This window comes from Bifidobacterium subtile (assembly GCF_000741775.1).
In the GTDB taxonomy this organism is placed as follows: Bacteria; Actinomycetota; Actinomycetes; order Actinomycetales; family Bifidobacteriaceae; genus Bifidobacterium; species Bifidobacterium subtile.
This window is the reverse complement of the sequence record NZ_JGZR01000003.1, coordinates 204,664-222,467: the sequence shown is the minus strand read 5'-3', so window position 1 is coordinate 222,467 and position 17,804 is coordinate 204,664. Positions and strand designations below refer to the sequence as shown.

The 17,804-nt window shown below is 61.9% G+C and carries 15 protein-coding genes and 1 pseudogene; all 16 read left to right on the top strand.

Translation table 11 applies throughout. The features are described 5' to 3' along the window. Positions 1–4 precede the first annotated feature (4 nt). Positions 5–1,720 (top strand): NAD+ synthase, encoded by a 1,716-nt coding sequence (locus BISU_RS02815; RefSeq protein ID WP_024462729.1) that lies wholly within the window; start codon positions 5–7, stop codon positions 1,718–1,720. A 110-nt stretch (positions 1,721–1,830) separates the two neighbouring features. Beyond that, the gene (locus BISU_RS02810) at positions 1,831–2,028 is read left to right on the top strand and encodes a hypothetical protein (protein WP_024462730.1); all 198 of its coding nucleotides are present in this window, start codon (positions 1,831–1,833) and stop codon (positions 2,026–2,028) included. Then, the gene (locus BISU_RS02805; RefSeq protein ID WP_024462731.1) at positions 2,015–2,539 is read left to right on the top strand and encodes an ASCH domain-containing protein; all 525 of its coding nucleotides are present in this window, start codon (positions 2,015–2,017) and stop codon (positions 2,537–2,539) included. Before BISU_RS02810 ends, BISU_RS02805 begins: the two co-directional genes overlap by 14 nt. 300 nt (positions 2,540–2,839) lie before the next feature. Continuing rightward, positions 2,840–5,215 (top strand): formate C-acetyltransferase, encoded by a 2,376-nt coding sequence (gene pflB / locus BISU_RS02800; protein WP_024462732.1) that lies wholly within the window; start codon positions 2,840–2,842, stop codon positions 5,213–5,215. 307 nt (positions 5,216–5,522) lie between these two features. Beyond that, complete coding sequence (gene pflA / locus BISU_RS02795; RefSeq protein ID WP_024462733.1) at positions 5,523–6,428, top strand: pyruvate formate-lyase-activating protein; 906 nt, start codon at positions 5,523–5,525, stop codon at positions 6,426–6,428. 288 nt (positions 6,429–6,716) lie between these two features. Next, on the top strand, positions 6,717–7,439 hold the full coding sequence (locus tag BISU_RS02790) for a DUF3000 family protein (RefSeq protein ID WP_051245932.1): 723 nt from the start codon (positions 6,717–6,719) through the stop codon (positions 7,437–7,439). Next, entirely contained in the window at positions 7,432–8,715 is a 1,284-nt protein-coding gene (locus BISU_RS02785; RefSeq protein WP_024462735.1) for an HRDC domain-containing protein, read from the top strand. The genes BISU_RS02790 and BISU_RS02785 overlap by 8 nt, the downstream gene beginning before the upstream one ends. A gap of 51 nt (positions 8,716–8,766) precedes the next feature. Next, a complete protein-coding gene (gene tig / locus BISU_RS02780) occupies positions 8,767–10,146 on the top strand; it encodes a trigger factor (RefSeq protein WP_024462736.1) in 1,380 nt (459 codons plus the stop codon). 295 nt (positions 10,147–10,441) lie between these two features. Continuing rightward, on the top strand, positions 10,442–11,803 hold the full coding sequence (locus tag BISU_RS02775) for a chloride channel protein (protein ID WP_152599019.1): 1,362 nt from the start codon (positions 10,442–10,444) through the stop codon (positions 11,801–11,803). A 94-nt stretch (positions 11,804–11,897) separates the two neighbouring features. After that, entirely contained in the window at positions 11,898–12,497 is a 600-nt protein-coding gene (locus tag BISU_RS02770) for an ATP-dependent Clp protease proteolytic subunit (RefSeq protein WP_033502454.1), read from the top strand. A 1-nt stretch (position 12,498) separates the two neighbouring features. Continuing rightward, the gene (locus BISU_RS02765; protein WP_024462739.1) at positions 12,499–13,170 is read left to right on the top strand and encodes an ATP-dependent Clp protease proteolytic subunit; all 672 of its coding nucleotides are present in this window, start codon (positions 12,499–12,501) and stop codon (positions 13,168–13,170) included. Between the two features lie 311 nt (positions 13,171–13,481). Next, positions 13,482–14,792: an ATP-dependent Clp protease ATP-binding subunit ClpX gene (clpX, locus tag BISU_RS02760; protein WP_024462740.1), complete on the top strand. Its 1,311-nt coding sequence runs from the start codon at positions 13,482–13,484 to the stop codon at positions 14,790–14,792. Between the two features lie 246 nt (positions 14,793–15,038). Continuing rightward, the gene (locus BISU_RS11930) at positions 15,039–15,215 is read left to right on the top strand and encodes a hypothetical protein (protein ID WP_202805552.1); all 177 of its coding nucleotides are present in this window, start codon (positions 15,039–15,041) and stop codon (positions 15,213–15,215) included. Between the two features lie 236 nt (positions 15,216–15,451). Beyond that, positions 15,452–16,926 (top strand): annotated as a pseudogene (locus tag BISU_RS02755) (gamma-glutamyltransferase family protein). A 375-nt stretch (positions 16,927–17,301) separates the two neighbouring features. Further along, complete coding sequence (locus BISU_RS12405) at positions 17,302–17,469, top strand: hypothetical protein (RefSeq protein ID WP_155803790.1); 168 nt, start codon at positions 17,302–17,304, stop codon at positions 17,467–17,469. Positions 17,470–17,517: 48 nt separating this feature from the next. Then, complete coding sequence (locus BISU_RS02745) at positions 17,518–17,730, top strand: hypothetical protein (protein WP_024462741.1); 213 nt, start codon at positions 17,518–17,520, stop codon at positions 17,728–17,730. Positions 17,731–17,804 lie beyond the last annotated feature (74 nt).

Here is a 17,804-nt window from a genome sequence, read left to right as displayed (position 1 = left end):
AGCCATGACTCAATTGCGTTTTGCTCTGGCCCAAATCGACACTCGCGTCGGCGATCTCGACGCCAACGCCGAGGCGATTATGGCCTATTCGCGCCGTGCCGCCGCACACCATGCCCAAGTCGTGGTCTTTCCGGAGATGTCGCTGACCGGGTATCCGATTGAGGATCTCGCCTTCCGCGCCACCTTCCGCAAAGCCGCATGGGACAAGGCGAACGCCATGGCCAAGCAGCTCGCGACGGATGGCTTGGGCGGCTTGTATGTCGTGGCGGGCACGGTCGGCACTGATACGGAGTCCGACAAGCCTCGCAACCGTCTTGTGGTGCTGCACGACGGCGTGGTGTGGGCCGGCTACGACAAGCATTTCCTGCCCAATTACGGCGTGTTCGACGAGTTCCGCATTTTCTCCTCCGGGCAGCGCTCCGTCGTGCTCGATATCGATGGCGCGCGCGTCGGATTGGCGATATGCGAGGATATCTGGCAGGACGGCGGCCCGGTTGATGAACTTGCCGGGCAGCATATCGATGTGCTGCTGACTATCAACGGCTCGCCCTACGAGGAGGGCAAAACCCATACGCGCTACGATCTGGCGGTCAGGCGGGCGCACGAGGTCAACGCCCCGATGATCTACCTCAATCAGGTCGGCGGCCAGGACGATCTGGTCTTCGATGGCGGCAGTTTCGTGGTCGACGTGGACGGCACGCTGCTCGAGCGCTCGCCGATGTTTGTCGAGGATCTGAGCTATTTCGATTTCGACAAGCAGGCCGAGCGTCAGCAGATCGGCACCATAGCTGCCGAGATGGAGCGCGATGAGGAAGTCTACTGCGCTTGCGTGCTGGGCCTGAAAGACTACATGGCCAAGAACCATTTCAGCGGCGTGTGTCTGGGGCTCTCCGGCGGCATCGATTCGGCGCTGGTCGCCACTATGGCTGCCGACGCCTGCGGGGGCGAGAACGTGTGCGGCATCTCCATGCCGAGCCAGTATTCCTCCGATGGTTCCAAGGATGACGCTGCCGACTTGGCTGAGAACCTCGGCGCCCATTACGAAGTCCAGGCCATCGAGCCGCTGTTCCAATCCTTCCAGCAGCAGCTCACCCTGGGTGGCATCGCGGCGGAGAACCTGCAGGCACGCATCCGCGGCGTCATCGTCATGGCGTATTCGAACAGCAGGAACCTGCTCGCCCTGGCCACTGGCAACAAGTCGGAGCTGGCCTGCGGGTATTCCACCATCTATGGCGACGCGGTCGGCGGATACGCGCCGATCAAGGATCTGCTCAAGACCCGGGTGTGGGATCTTTCGCGCTGGCGCAACAAGGCGGCGCAGGAGGGGCTTGGCTTTGGCATGCTGCCGATTGTCGGCAATGAGGCTGCGTCGTCGGATTCGGCGGCAGTGGCAGCTGCTAAGGCGCTGCCGAGCGTGCTCATCCCGGTGAGCAGCATCGAGAAGGAGCCGAGCGCCGAGCTGCGCCCCGGCCAGAAGGATTCCGATTCCCTGCCGCAGTATGCGCTGCTCGATCAGGTGCTTGCCGCCTACATCGAGCATGCGCATGGCCGCGCCGACCTGCTGGCGGACGGCTTCGACGAGACGACGGTGGACACGGTGATGCGTCTGGTCGATCGAGCGGAATGGAAGCGCCGGCAATACCCGCTGGGTCCCAAGGTCACGGCGCTCGCCTTCGGCCGCGACCGCCGACTGCCCATCACCAACGCTTTCCGGGAGTAGCGGGTGCAGACGGCAAACGCGCCACGCCAGGCCTGAAACACAATGCCCACAGCACAATCGCATAGACAATAAAGCAATAAGCAGAGGAATCGACACGAAGGAGGCCTGCCGTGGCAGAAGAGCAGCAGTGGTATTTCAATACGGTTACCGGCGAGCCCGAGCAGGGCATGATTTCGCCCTCATCTCACCGCATGGGCCCTTACGCTTCGCGCGAGGACGCGCTGCATGCCTGGGATATCGTCAGGCGGCGCAACAGGGAATGGGATAATGACGACAAGCAGTGGAACCAGTGGGATGAGAAACAATGACGCCGCTGCCATGACGCTTGCGAAACGCCGCAAGCAACTGTCGCAGACCGTGCAAGCCGTTGCCGCACGGGCACGCATTGCTCTCGGCACCATCGACGTCGATGCGCTGCCGCGCGACGAATTCGCCTATCCAGGCCCGCTGCGCGACAAGCTTATTGCGTCGATTCTCGACGGCTCCAAAACCACAACGACCAGTCTGCTCGCCGAATATCTTAAGGATGGCGACCAGCTTTCGCCAGTTGGCGCGCTTTCCGTCCCCATCGATTCGCAAGGCAAACCCGTCTGCGTGCTGCGTCAAGAAGAACCGTACACATGCCGGTTGGCCGATGTGACCCTTGAACACGCGATCAACGAGGGAGAAGAGTATCGCACAGTCGCGCAGTGGCGCAAGGCGCACGAAGCCTTCTGGTCGAGTCCAGAATTCATCGTCGAGCTTGATGACCCGGATTTTCGTCTTGACGACGACACCGTGGTCGTGTGTGAGCGCTTCGAACTGATCCAACGGCTGTAAGCCGTGAGACTCTTTTGCGACATAGTGTCCGTTTCGTCAAGAGCTTTCTTTGTTTTTCTTTTATCGGCGTAAAGCGCAGCTGGTTCTATGCTGAAGGGCAACGCTCAATCCCTGAAAATTCGCGGGTTTCCAGGGGTAGCAGAAATTTGCGGTAATGCCCTCTTGTGGACACTCAATGAATGTGATATAGCTCACGTTGAAACGCGGACAAGTCATAAGGCCCCGCGCATACAATGAGGTAAAACGCGGATGTACAAAAAGCTATGCAGTCGCGTTGCGGCAAAACACGAAGGAGTGACTATGACAGCAGTTGACGAAACCGCTCTCTCCCCTGAGGAACTCCAAGCGAAGGCTTGGGACGGCTTTACAGGCGGAAACTGGCAGCAGGACATCGACGTCCGCGACTTCATCCAGAAGAACTACACGCCCTATGATGGCGACGAGTCCTTCCTGGCTGACGCCACGGAGAAGACCAAGCATCTGTGGAAGTACCTTGACGAGAACTACCTTGCCGTCGAGCGCAAGCAGCGCGTCTACGACGTCGACACGCACACCCCGGCCGGCATCGACGCATTCCCGGCCGGCTACATCGAGAGTCCCGAGAGCGACAATGTGATCGTCGGCCTGCAGACCGACGTGCCCTGCAAGCGCGCCATGATGCCGAACGGCGGCTGGCGCATGGTCGAGCAGGCCATCATGGAGGCGGGCAAGGAGCCTGACCCCGAGATCAGGAAGATCTTCACTACCTACCGCAAGACCCACAATGATGGCGTTTTCGGCGTCTACACGAAGAACATCAAAGTCGCCCGCCACAACAAGATCCTCACCGGCCTGCCGGACGCCTACGGCCGCGGCCGCATCATCGGCGACTACCGTCGCGTGGCGCTCTACGGCGTCAACAAGCTCATCGAGTTCAAGAAGCGGGACAAGGAGTCCGTGCCGTATCGCAACGACTTCACCGAGCCTGAGATCGAGCATTGGATCCGCTTCCGCGAGGAGCATGCCGACCAGCTCAAGGCGCTCAAGCAGCTCGTCAACCTCGGCAACGAGTACGGCCTGGACTTGACCCGCCCGGCGCAAAACGCGCGCGAAGCCGTGCAGTGGACCTACATGGGCTACCTCGCCTCCGTCAAGAGCCAGGACGGCGCGGCCATGAGCTTCGGCCGCAACTCCGCCTTCTTCGACGCCTACTTCGAGCGCGACCTGAAGAATGGCACGCTCGACGAGAGCGGCGCACAGGAGATCATCGACCAGATCGTCATGAAGCTGCGCATCGTGCGCTTCCTGCGCACCAAGGACTACGACAAGATCTTCTCCGGCGATCCGTACTGGGCCACTTGGTCCGACGCGGGCTTCGGCGACGATGGCCGCTCTATGGTCACCAAGACCTCGTTCCGTCTGCTCAACACGCTCACGCTGGAGCATCTTGGACCCGGCCCCGAGCCGAACATCACGATCTTCTGGGACCCGAAGCTGCCGGAAGGTTACAAGCGCTTCTGCGCCCGCATCTCCATCGACACCTCGGCCATCCAGTACGAGTCCGACAAGGAGATCCGCGCCCACTGGGGCGATGACGCCGCCATCGCATGCTGCGTCTCGCCGATGCGCGTGGGCAAGCAGATGCAGTTCTTCGGCGCCCGCGTCAACTCCGCCAAGGCGTTCCTGTACGCCATCAACGGCGGCCGCGACGAGATGACCGGCATGCAGGTCATCGACAAGGGCGTGATCGAGCCGATCGCTCCCGAATCCGACGGCGCACTGGACTTCGAGAAGGTCAAGAACAACTACGAGAAGGCCCTGCAGTGGCTCTCCGAGACCTACGTCGAAGCGCTGAACATCATCCATTACATGCATGACAAGTACGCCTACGAATCCATCGAGATGGCGCTGCACGACAAGGAGATCTACCGCACCTTGGGCTGCGGCATGTCCGGCCTGTCGATCGCGGCCGACTCGCTCTCCGCGCTGAAGTATGCGAAGGTCTACCCGATCTACAACAAGGACGCGAAGAACATCGAGGGCCACGAGGCCGAGTACGTTGAAGGCGCAGAAGACGACCTGGTGGTCGGCTACCGCACCGAAGGCGACTTCCCGATCTACGGCAACGACGACGATCGCGCCGACAAGCTGGCGACCTGGGTCGTGAGCACCGTCATGGGCCAGATCAAGCGCCTGCCGGTGTACCGCGACGCGGTGCCGACGCAGTCCATCCTGACCATCACCTCGAATGTGGAGTACGGCACCAACACCGGTTCCTTCCCGTCCGGGCACAAGAAGGGCACGCCGTACGCCCCGGGCGCGAACCCGGAGAACGGCATGGACGCCCACGGCATGCTGCCCTCGATGTTCTCGGTCGGCAAGATCGACTACAACGACGCGCTGGACGGCATCTCGCTGACCAACACCATCACCCCCGACGGCCTTGGCCGCGACGAGGAGGAGCGCGTGAACAACCTGGTCGGCATTCTCGACGCCGGCAATGGGCATGGTCTGTACCACGCGAACATCAACGTCCTGCGCAAGGAGCAGCTGGAGGACGCCGTCGAGCATCCGGACAAGTACCCGCACCTGACCGTGCGCGTCTCCGGCTATGCGGTGAACTTCGTCAAGCTCACCCGCGAGCAGCAGCTCGACGTGATCTCGCGTACCTTCCACCAAGGTTCCGTCGTCGACTGATGCCAGATTCCGCCTGAAACGGCATTGAGTAAACGGCGGAATTGAACGAATACAAAGTAAGGGGCGTGGCTGCTGGCCGTGCCCCTTATTCATGGCTGCATGCTGCCCGAGCGTCAGGCCACGGCAGGCCATCCATAATTTGACCTCATTGCCGTCACCGGCACGAGCCCTTGTTCCGGCGGCTTGCGCAAGCGTGACCTACGTCATGTTTTGCCGACGGCACACCAGCTGCGGCCTGCCGACGCACCTATGTTCAGTATCATGGAAATAGGGCCATCATCCGCAGGGAATCCAAAGGAGGACGACGATGTCTGACACAGCGACATTCCATGAGGCACTCCACACCGCGTTCCATACCACCAAGCCGCATATGCTCAAAGGCTCGCGCGAGTACGCGCGCCAGACGCTGATGGGCGGGCTGTCCGGGTTCGAATCGCCCATCGGTCTCGACCGCCGCGACCGCATCGCAGCCCTGAAAACCGGCGACATCGGCTTCGTGCATTCCTGGGACATCAATACTTCCGTGGACGGCCCCGGCACCAGAATGACCGTGTTCATGAGCGGATGCCCGCTGCGCTGCCAGTTCTGCCAGAATCCCGACACCTGGAAGATGCGCGACGGCCAACCGGTCTACCTCGACGCGATGATTAGCAAAGTGGCGCGCTATGCCGACCTGTTCAAGGCGACCGGCGGCGGCATCACCTTCTCCGGCGGCGAATCGATGATGCAGCCGGCCTTCGTCTCGCGCGTCTTCCGCGCGGCCAAGGAGATGGGCGTGCACACCTGCCTCGACACCGCAGGCTTCCTCAACAAGAACTACACGGACGAGATGATCGACGACATCGACCTGTGCCTGCTCGACGTCAAGGCCGGCGACGAAGCGCGCTACAAGGTGCTGACCGGCGGCACACTGGCTCCGACCATCACATTCGGCCAGCGCCTCGCCGCCCGAGGCAAGAAGATCTGGGTGCGTTTCGTGCTGATTCCCGGGCTGACCGACCCGGAAGACAACATCGAGAACATCGCCAACATCGTCGAGACCTTTGGCGACGCGGTGGAGCATATCGACGTGCTGCCCTTCCATCAGCTCGGCCGCCCGAAATGGCATGAGCTGCGCATTCCGTATCCGCTGGAAAACCAGAAAGGCCCCTCGGCAGCGCTGAAGGACCGCGTCGTCAAGCAGTTCGAGGCCCATGGCTTCAAAGTGTATTAAATTTCGCGTGTAAGCGTGTAAGTAAGACTCTGTAATAAGACTGCGACGCAGTGAGACTGCGTGGCCAGACTGTGCAATAAGACATGGTGCCGCCAGTCATCATGCCGCCAGTCGCCATGCGGCAAGTTGCCCGGCGCATGCGCATCACAGTGCATTGGGCAGCACAGGTACGCGAATGTCGTGGTGTACGAGGTTCCGCGGTGCGCGAACCGGCTGTGCGGCATAATTCGCGCGTCTTTGGGCGTGGCGATGCCCGAATGCGGCGCTGCGGTTTCGTAGCCTAGAGCTATGAACCATGTCTACGCGTTTCCCGATGCTCCGATCGTCGAAGGTGCCGGGTGTGCCGAGGGTGTCAGGAACTCCGGCGAACGAATCGGCTTGCCCCGCCCCGCTGATGTGCCTGATGAGGTGTGGTCGGCGGTGCTGTCGGTGATGGCGATGCAGCGTCTGGGAGGCATCGAATACCGGGAGATCGAGGTGCCCCGCGCCTTGGCTGATTTCGGCATTGGCGTTTCGCTGCGTTGCGCCGAGAATCGTTCCGAGGGATTGCTTGGCGCTTCGGGATGGATTATGGCGCTGTACACGCGAAACCTGGGCACGGCATGGAGCACTCACTGGCGCTGCACGGCATACGCCCGCGTGCCTTATGACGACTGCGCGAATGACGACTTGGCGGCGCAGATGGTGTGGGATGAGATGCGCATGGCCATGGAGCCGCTGTCGGAGGTCATCCCGTCCGGCACCGTCAGCGTGACGCGGGACCGGTCATTCGGCCTGAACGGGCCGGATACGGCAGATGGACCGGATGGAGCTGGGGAATCGGGGCGAGGGTCGAAACGTGCTGCGGCCGGTTGTGAGCTGCGTGTATCGTGGACGCCTGCCGGGGTGCCGGGCGTGGAAATCGCCGACGAGATCGGCACGCATATCGAGGCATGGACCGGGTTCCTGCGCTCCATGTCCATGGCGGTGACCGGAAATGCCGGGAATGAGGAGGAAATCGCGCTTGGCTGACGAACCACGATTGCAGGCGGAACCGCGCGGGGGAGTTCCTGACGTCATCGACACGCTTGCGGGATTTCACGAGGCTTGCGAGCGTTTCGCCGCAGCTGACGGGTCCGTGGCGGCTGACGCGGAACGCGCATCGGGGTTTCGCTACGGTCACGAGGACTGGCTGGTGCAGTTCAAGCGCGAAGGTGCCGGCATCGCGCTGTTCGACCCGATTGCCTTAGGCCGCTGCTGTGCTGATTGGAACGAGTTCAACGACGCCGTTGGCGACGCGACGTGGATTCTGCATGATTCGCTGCAGGATCTTCCCGGCTTCGCCGATCTGGGCATGCGTCCCCAGCGTCTCTTCGACACGGAGATAGCGGCGCGGCTGCTGGGCATGCGGCATTTCGGGCTGGCCGCAGTCACCGAGCACTATCTTGGCCTCACTTTGGCTAAAGAGCACTCCGCGGCGGACTGGTCGTACCGCCCGCTTCCCAGAGACTGGCGCAACTATGCGGCGCTCGATGTCGAGCTGCTCATCGAGCTGGAAATGACGATGCGCAGGGATCTCAATCGCCAGGGCAAAATCGAATGGGCCGAAGAGGAATTCGCCCATGCGCTGAGCAAAGGCATGACGCCGCGCAAACCACATCCGGTGCCGTGGCTGCGCATCTCGCATATCACCGCGCTGAACCATGACGGACAAGGCCAGGCGGTGGCGAAGGCCTTATGGGAGGAGCGAGACAGGCTGGCCAGACACTATGACATCGCGCCGACCTTGCTGCTGTCCGACTCGGCGATCATCACGGCGGCTCAGAAAAAGCCGCATAATGGCAGGGAATTTCGCGCCATACGAGCGCTGAACGAGCGGGTCAGAGTCCACACCGGCGGCGAGCAGGACAAGATGTTCGAACGCTATGCACCGATTCAGCGCGAAGTGAAGCCCTCCGTATGGAAGGGCGTCATCCAGCAGGCGCTTGAGCTGCCCGAGGAACAATGGCCGACCATGCCGGTCCCGTCGGCGGATGCGCAGGGCAACGCGCCACGATCGATGAAACTGTGGTCTTCGCGCCATCCCGAACGATTCCGCCGCCTGCAGGCTGCGCGCCGGATGCTGAACTCCATCGCCGAAGACACGCGCACGCCCGCCGAGATGATCGTGAAGCCGCAGATCGTGCGCAACTTGTGCTGGACCGACGAGCCGCAGCGCCGCGATGTGGTGCGATTCCTTGCCGCGCAAGGCGCCAGAGGGTGGCAGATCAGGCTTGTGGCCGAGTCCCTGAGTCGCGTTATCATATAACGGTTGCCTTATGGCAGAAATAGTTGCATACCGTAGTTCAGGAGCGCAAGCGTGAAAATCAGCGTCAGGAATCTCGAGCCCACCAAGGTGAAGCTCACCGTCACCGTCGACCCGGAAGAGTTCGACCCGTATCTTGATGATGCCCGCAAGGAAATCGCCAAGCAGGTCAACGTACCTGGCTTCCGCAAGGGACACGTTCCCGGCAAAATCATCGACCAGCGCATCGGCTTCGCCTCGGTGGCCGGGGAAGCGGTGAACGCCGCCGTTCCCGATCTGTACTCCAAGGCGCTTGAGGAGAAGAAGATTCGCCCGATGGCCCAGCCCGAGCTCGACGTGCAGGAGGTTCCCGCCTCCGCGCAGGACGAGACCAAGCTCAAGTTCATCGCCACCGTGGAGCGTCGCCCCGACATCGAGCTGCCCGAGCTGGAAGGCCTGGAGCTTGAGGTCGCCAAGCCGGAAATCACCGATGAGGACATCGACAAGCGGCTTGAGGCGCTGCGTCAGCGCTTCGGCACGCTCGTGGGCGTGGACCGCCCGGCAGCCAAGGGCGATTACGCGAACATCGATCTCGAAGCGACGATCGACGGCGAAGTCGTCGATTCCCAGGAGGGCGTGAGCTACGAGCTGGGTTCCAACACCATGCTCGACGGTCTTGACGAGGCGCTCGACGGCTTGTCTGCCGGCGAGGAGACCACCTTCGAAGGCACGCTCGAAGCGGGCGACCACGAAGGCGAGAAGGCGCAGGTCAAGGTCAAGGTCAACTCGGTCAAGACCGAGGAGCTGCCTGAGCTTGACGACGACTTCGCTCAGGATGCCTCCGAGTTCGATACGCTTGAGGAGCTCAAGGCCGACATCCGCAAGACGAGCGAGAAGGATGCCGAAGGCCGCCAGGCCACCGAAGCCCGCGACGTGTTCATCGCCAAGCTCGAAGAGGGCGCCGAGATTCCGGTGCCCAAGGGCGTCAAGGCTCAGACGGTCGAAGAGCACCTCAAGGGTGCGGCTGGCGGCCCGGAGAAGGCCACTGCTGAGCAGAAGAAGGAAGCTGAAGAGAGCGCCGAGAAGGAACTGCGCGATCAGATGGTGCTCGATGCGCTCGCCGAGAAGCTTGAGGTTCAGGTTTCGCAGGCCGATGTGACCAACTTCCTGGCCTCCATCGCCCAGCAGTACGGCATGGATCCCAGCGAGTTCATCAACGCGATCGTCAACAACGGCCAGCTCGGCTCCGCCGTGCAGGAAGTCGGCCGCTCGAAGGGCCTGCTCGCCGGCATGCGCGCCGTCACCTTCACCTCCGAAGGCGAGACGCTCGACCTGAGCGCCTTCCTCGGCGAAGAGGCGCAGGAAGAGGAGTCCGAAAGCGTCGAGGCGGCTTCCGCAGCCGCAGCCGTCGCCGACGAACTCTCCAACGTGGACGCCTCCGCAGACAGCGAGTGAGCGCCCTGCGCTGATATGCGGCTTGCGGCGCTGATGCACGGCTGAGGCGTCAGGCACCCCGCGCATCGTGAATGCTACGGCCCGAAACCTTGCGTAAGGTTCCGGGCCGTATTCTTATGCCCATGCCCGATTGCTGGGCATGGTGATAATCGGCATGTTGGTAGCAGCGTCGTGCGGACATGCACGAGACGGGTACGGCATCGGCAACACCGGTGCACAACACCGGCAATACGGCACGGCAACGTAACACACTGCAGCACAACGCTGCTGACACGAGACACACCAAGGAGCGATGATGGCAGACGCCACTTCCACGCGCACGAGAACCGCCAGACTCATCGTGGCGGTGCTGACGCTCGGCATAGCGATCGGCATAGCTGCCGGTCTGCTCTCGCAGATGCTCTATGGCGTGGAATACCTCGCATTCGGCTACACCGAACATAGCTCGTTGCCCGGCCCCTTCACGGTTCCGGCGCTCCGGCGCATACTCGGCGTCGTCGGCGGCGCACTCATCGCGGCGGTTATCTGGTGGCTGCTGCGCACGAAAACCACCCGTGTGCCTTCGGTCACCAAGGCCGTGAACGGTGAAACGATGCCGGTATGGCAGACCACAGTGCATGTGCTGCTGCAGATTCTCATCGTCGGCTCCGGCTCGTCGATCGGCCGCGAGGTCGCGCCGCGCGAATTCGGCGCGATGCTCGGCCAGCGTTTCAGCGGCGTAATCGGCTTCACTGGCGCCGATAAGCGCATGCTGGTGGCGGTATGCGCGGGCGCTGGCCTGGCCGGCGTCTACGACGCCCCGCTCGCCGGGATGTTCTTCACCGTCGAGATCCTGCTCGCCGATGTCACGCTGGAAAAGGTCGCGGTTTCGCTCGGCATGTCGGCGACGGCGGCCTACGTGGCCTCGCTGATCAAAGGGCAGAAGGTCTTCTACCATCTTCCCGGGCTGTTGCACGAGAACACGCCGAGCCTGATGCTGTTCGCGCTGGTGGGCGGCGTGGTCTTCGGCGCACTCGGCGCATTGTTCCGATTGGGATCGCAGTGGGCCGAGAAAGGGCCGCGCAACGATGCCGGCATCCTGTGGAAGATGCCTGCGGCGGCACTGCTCACCGGCGTCGTGGCGATCTGGATCCCGCAAGTGATGGGCAACGGGCGTGCCTCGGCGCAGCTGTCCTTCGATCCTTCGCTCATCTCCCGCCTTGCTCAGGCTCCCGGCCTTTCGCTGTTCGGCACTTCGGCAAGTCAGCCGCTCATCATGGTTGTGGCCGTCTTGATCGTGTCATTGGTTGCCAAGGCGCTCGTCACGCTGCTGACGATACGTTCCGGCGCGTCGGGCGGCGTGCTGCAGCCGGGCATCGCGCTGGGCGCCATAGCCGGTGCGTTGCTTGGACTGCTGTGGGCTGCGGCGTTCCCCGCGGCAGGGATTCCCATCGCCGCATGCGCGCTGGTAGGCGCCGCATCGCTGCTTTCCGCCTCGCAGCAGGCTCCGCTGATGGCCATGTGCCTGGTGATGGAGCTGTGCGCGGCCCCGATAACGTATTTCGTGCCGGTCGCGCTGGCTTCGGCAGCTGCTGTGGTCGTCTCGCGCTGGGTGCTGAAACGTTGCAATGCCGCCTTTTCTCGCAGTGAGCGCAAAACTGGGCGGGCCGTCGCTTAAAGGCGGTATTGTTCTAACGGTACGAAACGCGTAATTCACGTAACGCAAGATCAAGGAGATATTGGTGGCAGACTTTCTGACATCATCGCCCGCAATGCAAGAGGGCGAAGGGCCGTCCATCACGGACCCGATTTTCAACAGGCTGCTCAAGGAGCGCATCATCTGGCTCGGCGACGAGGTCAAGGATGATAATGCGAACGTCATCTGCGCGCAGATGCTCATGCTCGCCGCCGAAGACCCCAAGCGAGATATCTGGCTGTACATCAATTCGCCCGGCGGCTCCATCACCGCAGGCATGGCCGTCTACGACACCATGCAGCTCATAGCGCCGGATGTGGCGACCGTAGGCCTAGGCATGTGCGCCTCGATGGGGCAGTTCCTGCTGAGCTCCGGCACCAAAGGCAAGCGTTTCCTCACGTCGCATGCGCGCGTGCTCATGCACCAGCCTTCGGGCGGCATCGGCGGCACCGCCACCGACGTGCGCATCAACGCCGAGCTCATCATGGATATGAAGAAGACCATGGCCGAGCTCACCGCGGAACAGACCGGGCACACGGTCGAGGAGATCTACCGCGACAACGAGTACGATCACTGGTTCACCGCGCAGGAGGCGCTCGAATACGGCTTCATCGACAAGCTCGTGACCACGCCGGATACCATGAGCGCCGACAAAGCCGGCAAGGAAGGGGAGTGACATGGCTTCACAGGAGGCACAATTCATATCCCGCGCCGAGCGTCTGGCCGGGCCGCGTGGAATAACGGGATTGCAGGCGCAGGACCGGTACATCCTGCCGCAGTTCAGCGAGAAGACGCCGTACGGCATGAAGACGCAGGACCCGTACACCAAGCTGTTCGAGGATCGCATCATCTTCATGGGCGTGCAGGTGGACGACACCTCATGCGACGACATCATGGCGCAGCTGCTCGTGCTGGAAAGCCAGGATCCGAACCGCGACGTGATGATGTACATCAATTCGCCCGGCGGCTCCATGACCGCGATGACCGCGATCTACGACACCATGCAGTACATTCAGCCTGACGTGCAGACCGTGTGCCTGGGGCAGGCCGCTTCGGCAGCCGCCATCCTGCTCGCGGCCGGCACCAAGGGCAAGCGGCTCATTCTGCCCAACGCCCGCGTGCTGATCCACCAGCCGGCCATCGATCAGGGCTTCGGCAAGGCCACCGAGATCGAGATCCAGGCTAAGGAGATGCTGCGCATGCGCGAATGGCTGGAAGACACGCTCGCCAAGCACACCGGCCAAACGGCCGAAAAAGTGCGCAAGGACATTGAGGTCGACACCTTCCTCACGGCTCCGGAAGCCAAGGAATACGGAATCGTCGACGAGGTGCTCGCTTCGCGCAAGTAGCAAGTAGGCTGGGTGATGTGACGGGAGCTTTCGTAGGCGGATTTCGGCGATAATCGTATCGGCGAATCGCCACTGGCTCCACGGTTGGTTTCCACTGCTGCGATCTCCACCGTTAATCTCCACAATCCGATGCCCCTGACACGCCTGTGTTGGGGGTATCGTCGTAAGCGGACGTCTGCGGCGCGACTGCGTGCAACGCGATCAGAGGGCTGCCCGCGATGCATAGCATATATCCCGCGCATCGTGAGCCTCCCACAGCGCATGCCGCAGAGACCACTGAAACTGGCGGGAAACGGATCAAGGAGCGACGTATGGGACGCGTGATCAGCTACAACGAGGATGCGCCTCGCTGCACCTTCTGCGGCAAGACGGAGCGCCAGGTGCGCAAGCTCGTGACCGGCCCCAGCGCGGCCATCTGCGACGAGTGCATCGCGCTGTGCGTCGATATCATCTCCGAGGAGCGCCAGCGCGACGCCGATGTCAGCGTGCTGAAGTTGCCCAAGCCCACGCAGATCTACGACTATCTGGATGAATACGTCATCGGGCAGGCTGCGGCCAAGCGCACGCTGTCGGTCGCGGTCTACAACCATTACAAGCGCGTCAACATGGAGCTGCGCGAGGCGGCGAACCAGCTTTCCGATCGCAACGTACGCTCGAAAGCGGACTCAGTCGACCCGCTGCGCGACGTCAAGGTCTCGAAGTCCAACATCCTGCTCATGGGTCCTACGGGCGTAGGCAAAACCTACTTGGCGCAGACTTTGGCGCGTGTGATGAACGTGCCCTTCGTCATCACGGACGCCACGACGCTGACCGAGGCTGGATACGTCGGCGATGACGTCGAAACGGTGCTGCAGCGGCTGCTGCAGGCGGCGGATGGCGATGTGAGTCGTGCGCAGCATGGCATCGTGTATATTGACGAAATCGACAAGATCGCGCGCAAAAGCGGCGAGAACACTTCGATCACCCGCGATGTGAGCGGTGAAGGCGTGCAGCAGGCGCTCTTGAAAATCCTCGAAGGCACCATCGCCGCGGTGCCGTTGGAGGGCACGCGCAAGCACCGCGATCAGGATACGGTGCAGCTGGACACCAGCGGCATATTGTTCATCTGCGGCGGCGCATTCGTCGGCCTTGACGACATCGTGGAGCAGCGTTTGGGCACGCATGAAAGCGGTTTCTCCGCATCCTGGCGCGAGCGCAAAATATCGCGGCGCGAACTGCTCGCGCAGGCCGGGCCGGATGATCTGTCTGATTTCGGCCTGCTGCCTGAGTTCATCGGGCGCCTGCCTGTTGTGAGCGTGCTGGAGGAATTGACCGAGCAGGATCTTGAGGATATTCTCGTCAGGCCGGCCAACGCCCTGACCAAGCAGTACCGCAAGCTCTTCGCGCAGGATTCGGTGGATCTGGCGTTCACCGACGAAGCCATCACGGCTATCGCCCAGACGGCGATGCGGCAGGGGACTGGCGCGCGCGGCCTGCGTTCCATCATCGAAAAGACCCTCGAATCTACGATGTTCCGGCTGCCGCAATTGGACGACGTCGAGCAGGCCATCGTCGACGCCGCCTCGGTCAAAGGCCTGAGCGAGCCCAAACTCGTCGCCGCCGCGAGGCGTCGCACGGCGTAAGACGCCGCGCGCAACTGCGCACTACGCGTTGCCCCCATTGCATAGTGCGCACGATTCGCACACGCCTAGTGACGCAGGCCTCCTCGCAAACCTTGCAATTGCGCCATTTCAGCCAGAAGCATCAGGTTCGCTATGTTCGTTTCGTGCGCACTACGCAACCTGAGATGAGCGTAGTGCGCACGCCTCATTATAATACTGAGCCAAGCATGTGAACTTATAGACCGCACTCATCGATAGGAGACCGCAATGCCAAAAGCCTGGAATAAGAAAGACGAAAAACAGTATCAGCATGTGAAGGACAGCGAGCTTGACCAAGGCCACAGCAACGACCGGGCCGAAGAGATAGCAGCGGCGACCGTGAACAAGCAACGGAGCAAGGAAGGCCGCACTAAGAAGCAGCAGGAAGAGAAGAAAAGCGAGTAACGGCTTTGATTATCCTCGCTCAATTGGCGTGAAGCCTTTTTTGGAAGTGGCCGGCAGGGGATTCTCCCTTGGATTGGAGACGGCAGAAAGAAGCAGCATATGTTCAACCCGTTGTCGCAGCATTATCCCTCGCGGCGCTTTCCCATCTACGCGAAGGACGCGATGGTCAACTGTTCGAGGCCTCGTCGGCAGGTATCCGGGCGATACTGAAAGGCGGGAACGCCTTTGATGCCGCAGTGGCCGCAGCGGCTGCACTGAGCGTGGTGGAGCCGACAGCGAACGGCATCGGTGCCGACGCCTTTGCCATCGCGTGGAGCGCCAAGGAGCAGCGGCTGGTGGGGCTGAATTCGAGCGGCCCCGCGCCTGCGGGCATATCCATAGACAGTCTGCGCGCTGATGGCCGTGACGATGCGGGTCATATGCCGCTGCTCGGCTGGACGCCGGTCACCGTGCCCGGAGCCCCTGCGGCGTGGGCAGCGCTGGCCGGGCGCTACGGCAGGCTCTGCCTTTCACAGGACCTTGCTCCGGCAGTCGCCTATGCGCGCGACGGCTACGCCTGCAATCCCAATCTCGCCAAATTCTGGGCGCGCGCCGCGCGGCGTTACGCGCACAGCAATGATAATGGACGGTTCGATGAGTGGTTCCGCGTTTTCGCGCCTGGGGGAGCGCTGCCTGCGCCCGGCGACATCATTCGATTGCCCGATCACGCCGATACCTTGCAAGCCATCGGCGAAAGCAATGCGCAATCGTTCTACCAAGGAGATTTGGCGCGTGCGATCGACCGCGCGAGCCAAGCGGACGGTGGCTACCTCAGATATGACGATCTGGCTGCATACAGTCCGCAGTGGGTCGACCCGATCCATGTGAATTATCGCGGCTACGACGTGTGTGAGATTCCGCCCAACGGCCAGGGCATCGTCGCGTTGATGGCGCTCAACATCCTTTCCAATTTCGATTTTGTGCGCAAGGAGGACGCCGAAACCTGCCACCGGCAGATCGAGGCCGTCAAGATGGCGTTCGCCGACGCCTTCGAGTTCGTGACCGATCCTGATGGCCGCGATATGGATATCGAATCGTATCTCTCGCCGGTCTACGGGGCGGATCGGGCCGCACGGATCGGCCAGGGCGCGGAGATCCGGACCCTGAGACGCCTGCGGACGGCGGGACTGTGTACCTGTGCTGCGCCGATGGCGAGGGCAATATGGTGTCCTACATCCAGTCGAACTACATGGGCTTCGGCTCGGGCATCGTGGTGGACGGCACGGGCATCGCCCTGCAGAACCGCGGGGCCGACTTCTCGCTTGATCCCAAGCGGGCGAATGCGCTCGCGCCGGGCAAGCGCAGCTATCATACGATCATCCCGGGCTTCCTGATGAAGGACGGGAGGCCAGTGGGGCCTTTCGGCGTGATGGGCGGGTACATGCAGCCGCAAGGCCATGTGCAGGTGGCCATGAACTACATCGATTTCGGCCTCAACCCGCAGCAGTCGCTGGACGCCCCGCGCTGGAAGTGGGACAAGGCCAGCGACGTACGCATGGAGCTGGGCTTCGACGCCGACATCATGCATGATCTGCAGGAGCGCGGGTATCAGGTCTCGATCAGCATGGAGAGCGCCGATTTCGGACGCGGGCAGATGATCGTGCGCAACGACAACGGCGTGCTCATCGGCGGCACGGAATCGCGCACCGACAGCAACATCGCCTGTATATAGTTGACGCCGCCTCGGTCAATGGCCTAGGCGAACCCAAGCTCCTCGTCGCCGCCGCGAGGCGTCGCACGGCGTAATACCCTATCGAAACTGTGCACCACGCGTTGTCTCTATTGCGTAGTGCGCACGAAACGCACACGCCCGATGGTGTCGGTTGCGCCATGAGCCTTGCGATTGCGCCATTGTGGCCAGAATCATCAGAGCCCTCGATGTTCGTTTCGTGCGCACTACGCGAATCGCGACATGCGTAGTGCGCACGCTGCACGTCCCTACCACTCGCTTCCTGCTGCCGGAAGAGATTCATATCACAGCGAATTGAGCCGTGCTGCCATGTCGGAGCTGTTAAGGTGAAAATACATTCAAACCCAAAGGAGGCTGATGACAATGGTTGCATTCGTATTGGTGCTGTTGGCGTTGTGGATTATCGGAGGAATCGCCGGACTGGTGCTCAAGGGCTTGCTGTGGCTGTTCTGGGTATCGCTTGTGCTGTTCCTTGCGACGCTCGTCTTCTCGTTCGTCAAGGGTATATTCACCAAGAAGAGCTGAAGCACATCAGGAAATACAGCAAAATAACGCTAAAGCAGGGGGCGCATTATGGTCATCAAGCCGAAAACCATCGTGGGGGCAATCGCATTGGCCTTTGGCGCGGTGAGCTTCGCGTTGTCGTTCTTCGCGGCGCTCCCGGCAGGCATCTGCGGGCTCATCGCAGGTGTGCTGGGTCTTGCCTGTGGCCTTGATTGGAGCCACGATGGCGATGCGGCGACATCGCAGCCGTCAAGTTTCGACGCGCAGCAGAACGTGCAATAGGCGATAGCCGCAAGCGGGAATTCGACAACCGGCAATACGCATAATCAACCCATAGACGGCAAGACAATGATGGC

What these genes read in the sequence shown, in the direction of transcription:
- BISU_RS02815 (WP_024462729.1), top strand. Translation starts at nt 5, where the DNA reads ATGACTCAATTGCGTTTTGCTCTGGCCCAAATCGACACTCGCGTCGGC.
- BISU_RS02805 (WP_024462731.1), top strand. Translation starts at nt 2,015, where the DNA reads ATGAGAAACAATGACGCCGCTGCCATGACGCTTGCGAAACGCCGCAAG.
- pflB (WP_024462732.1), top strand. Translation starts at nt 2,840, where the DNA reads ATGACAGCAGTTGACGAAACCGCTCTCTCCCCTGAGGAACTCCAAGCG.
- pflA (WP_024462733.1), top strand. Translation starts at nt 5,523, where the DNA reads ATGTCTGACACAGCGACATTCCATGAGGCACTCCACACCGCGTTCCAT.
- BISU_RS02790 (WP_051245932.1), top strand. Translation starts at nt 6,717, where the DNA reads ATGAACCATGTCTACGCGTTTCCCGATGCTCCGATCGTCGAAGGTGCC.
- BISU_RS02775 (WP_152599019.1), top strand. Translation starts at nt 10,442, where the DNA reads ATGGCAGACGCCACTTCCACGCGCACGAGAACCGCCAGACTCATCGTG.
- BISU_RS02770 (WP_033502454.1), top strand. Translation starts at nt 11,898, where the DNA reads ATGCAAGAGGGCGAAGGGCCGTCCATCACGGACCCGATTTTCAACAGG.
- BISU_RS02765 (WP_024462739.1), top strand. Translation starts at nt 12,499, where the DNA reads ATGGCTTCACAGGAGGCACAATTCATATCCCGCGCCGAGCGTCTGGCC.
- clpX (WP_024462740.1), top strand. Translation starts at nt 13,482, where the DNA reads ATGGGACGCGTGATCAGCTACAACGAGGATGCGCCTCGCTGCACCTTC.
- BISU_RS11930 (WP_202805552.1), top strand. Translation starts at nt 15,039, where the DNA reads ATGCCAAAAGCCTGGAATAAGAAAGACGAAAAACAGTATCAGCATGTG.
- BISU_RS12405 (WP_155803790.1), top strand. Translation starts at nt 17,302, where the DNA reads ATGACAATGGTTGCATTCGTATTGGTGCTGTTGGCGTTGTGGATTATC.
- BISU_RS02745 (WP_024462741.1), top strand. Translation starts at nt 17,518, where the DNA reads ATGGTCATCAAGCCGAAAACCATCGTGGGGGCAATCGCATTGGCCTTT.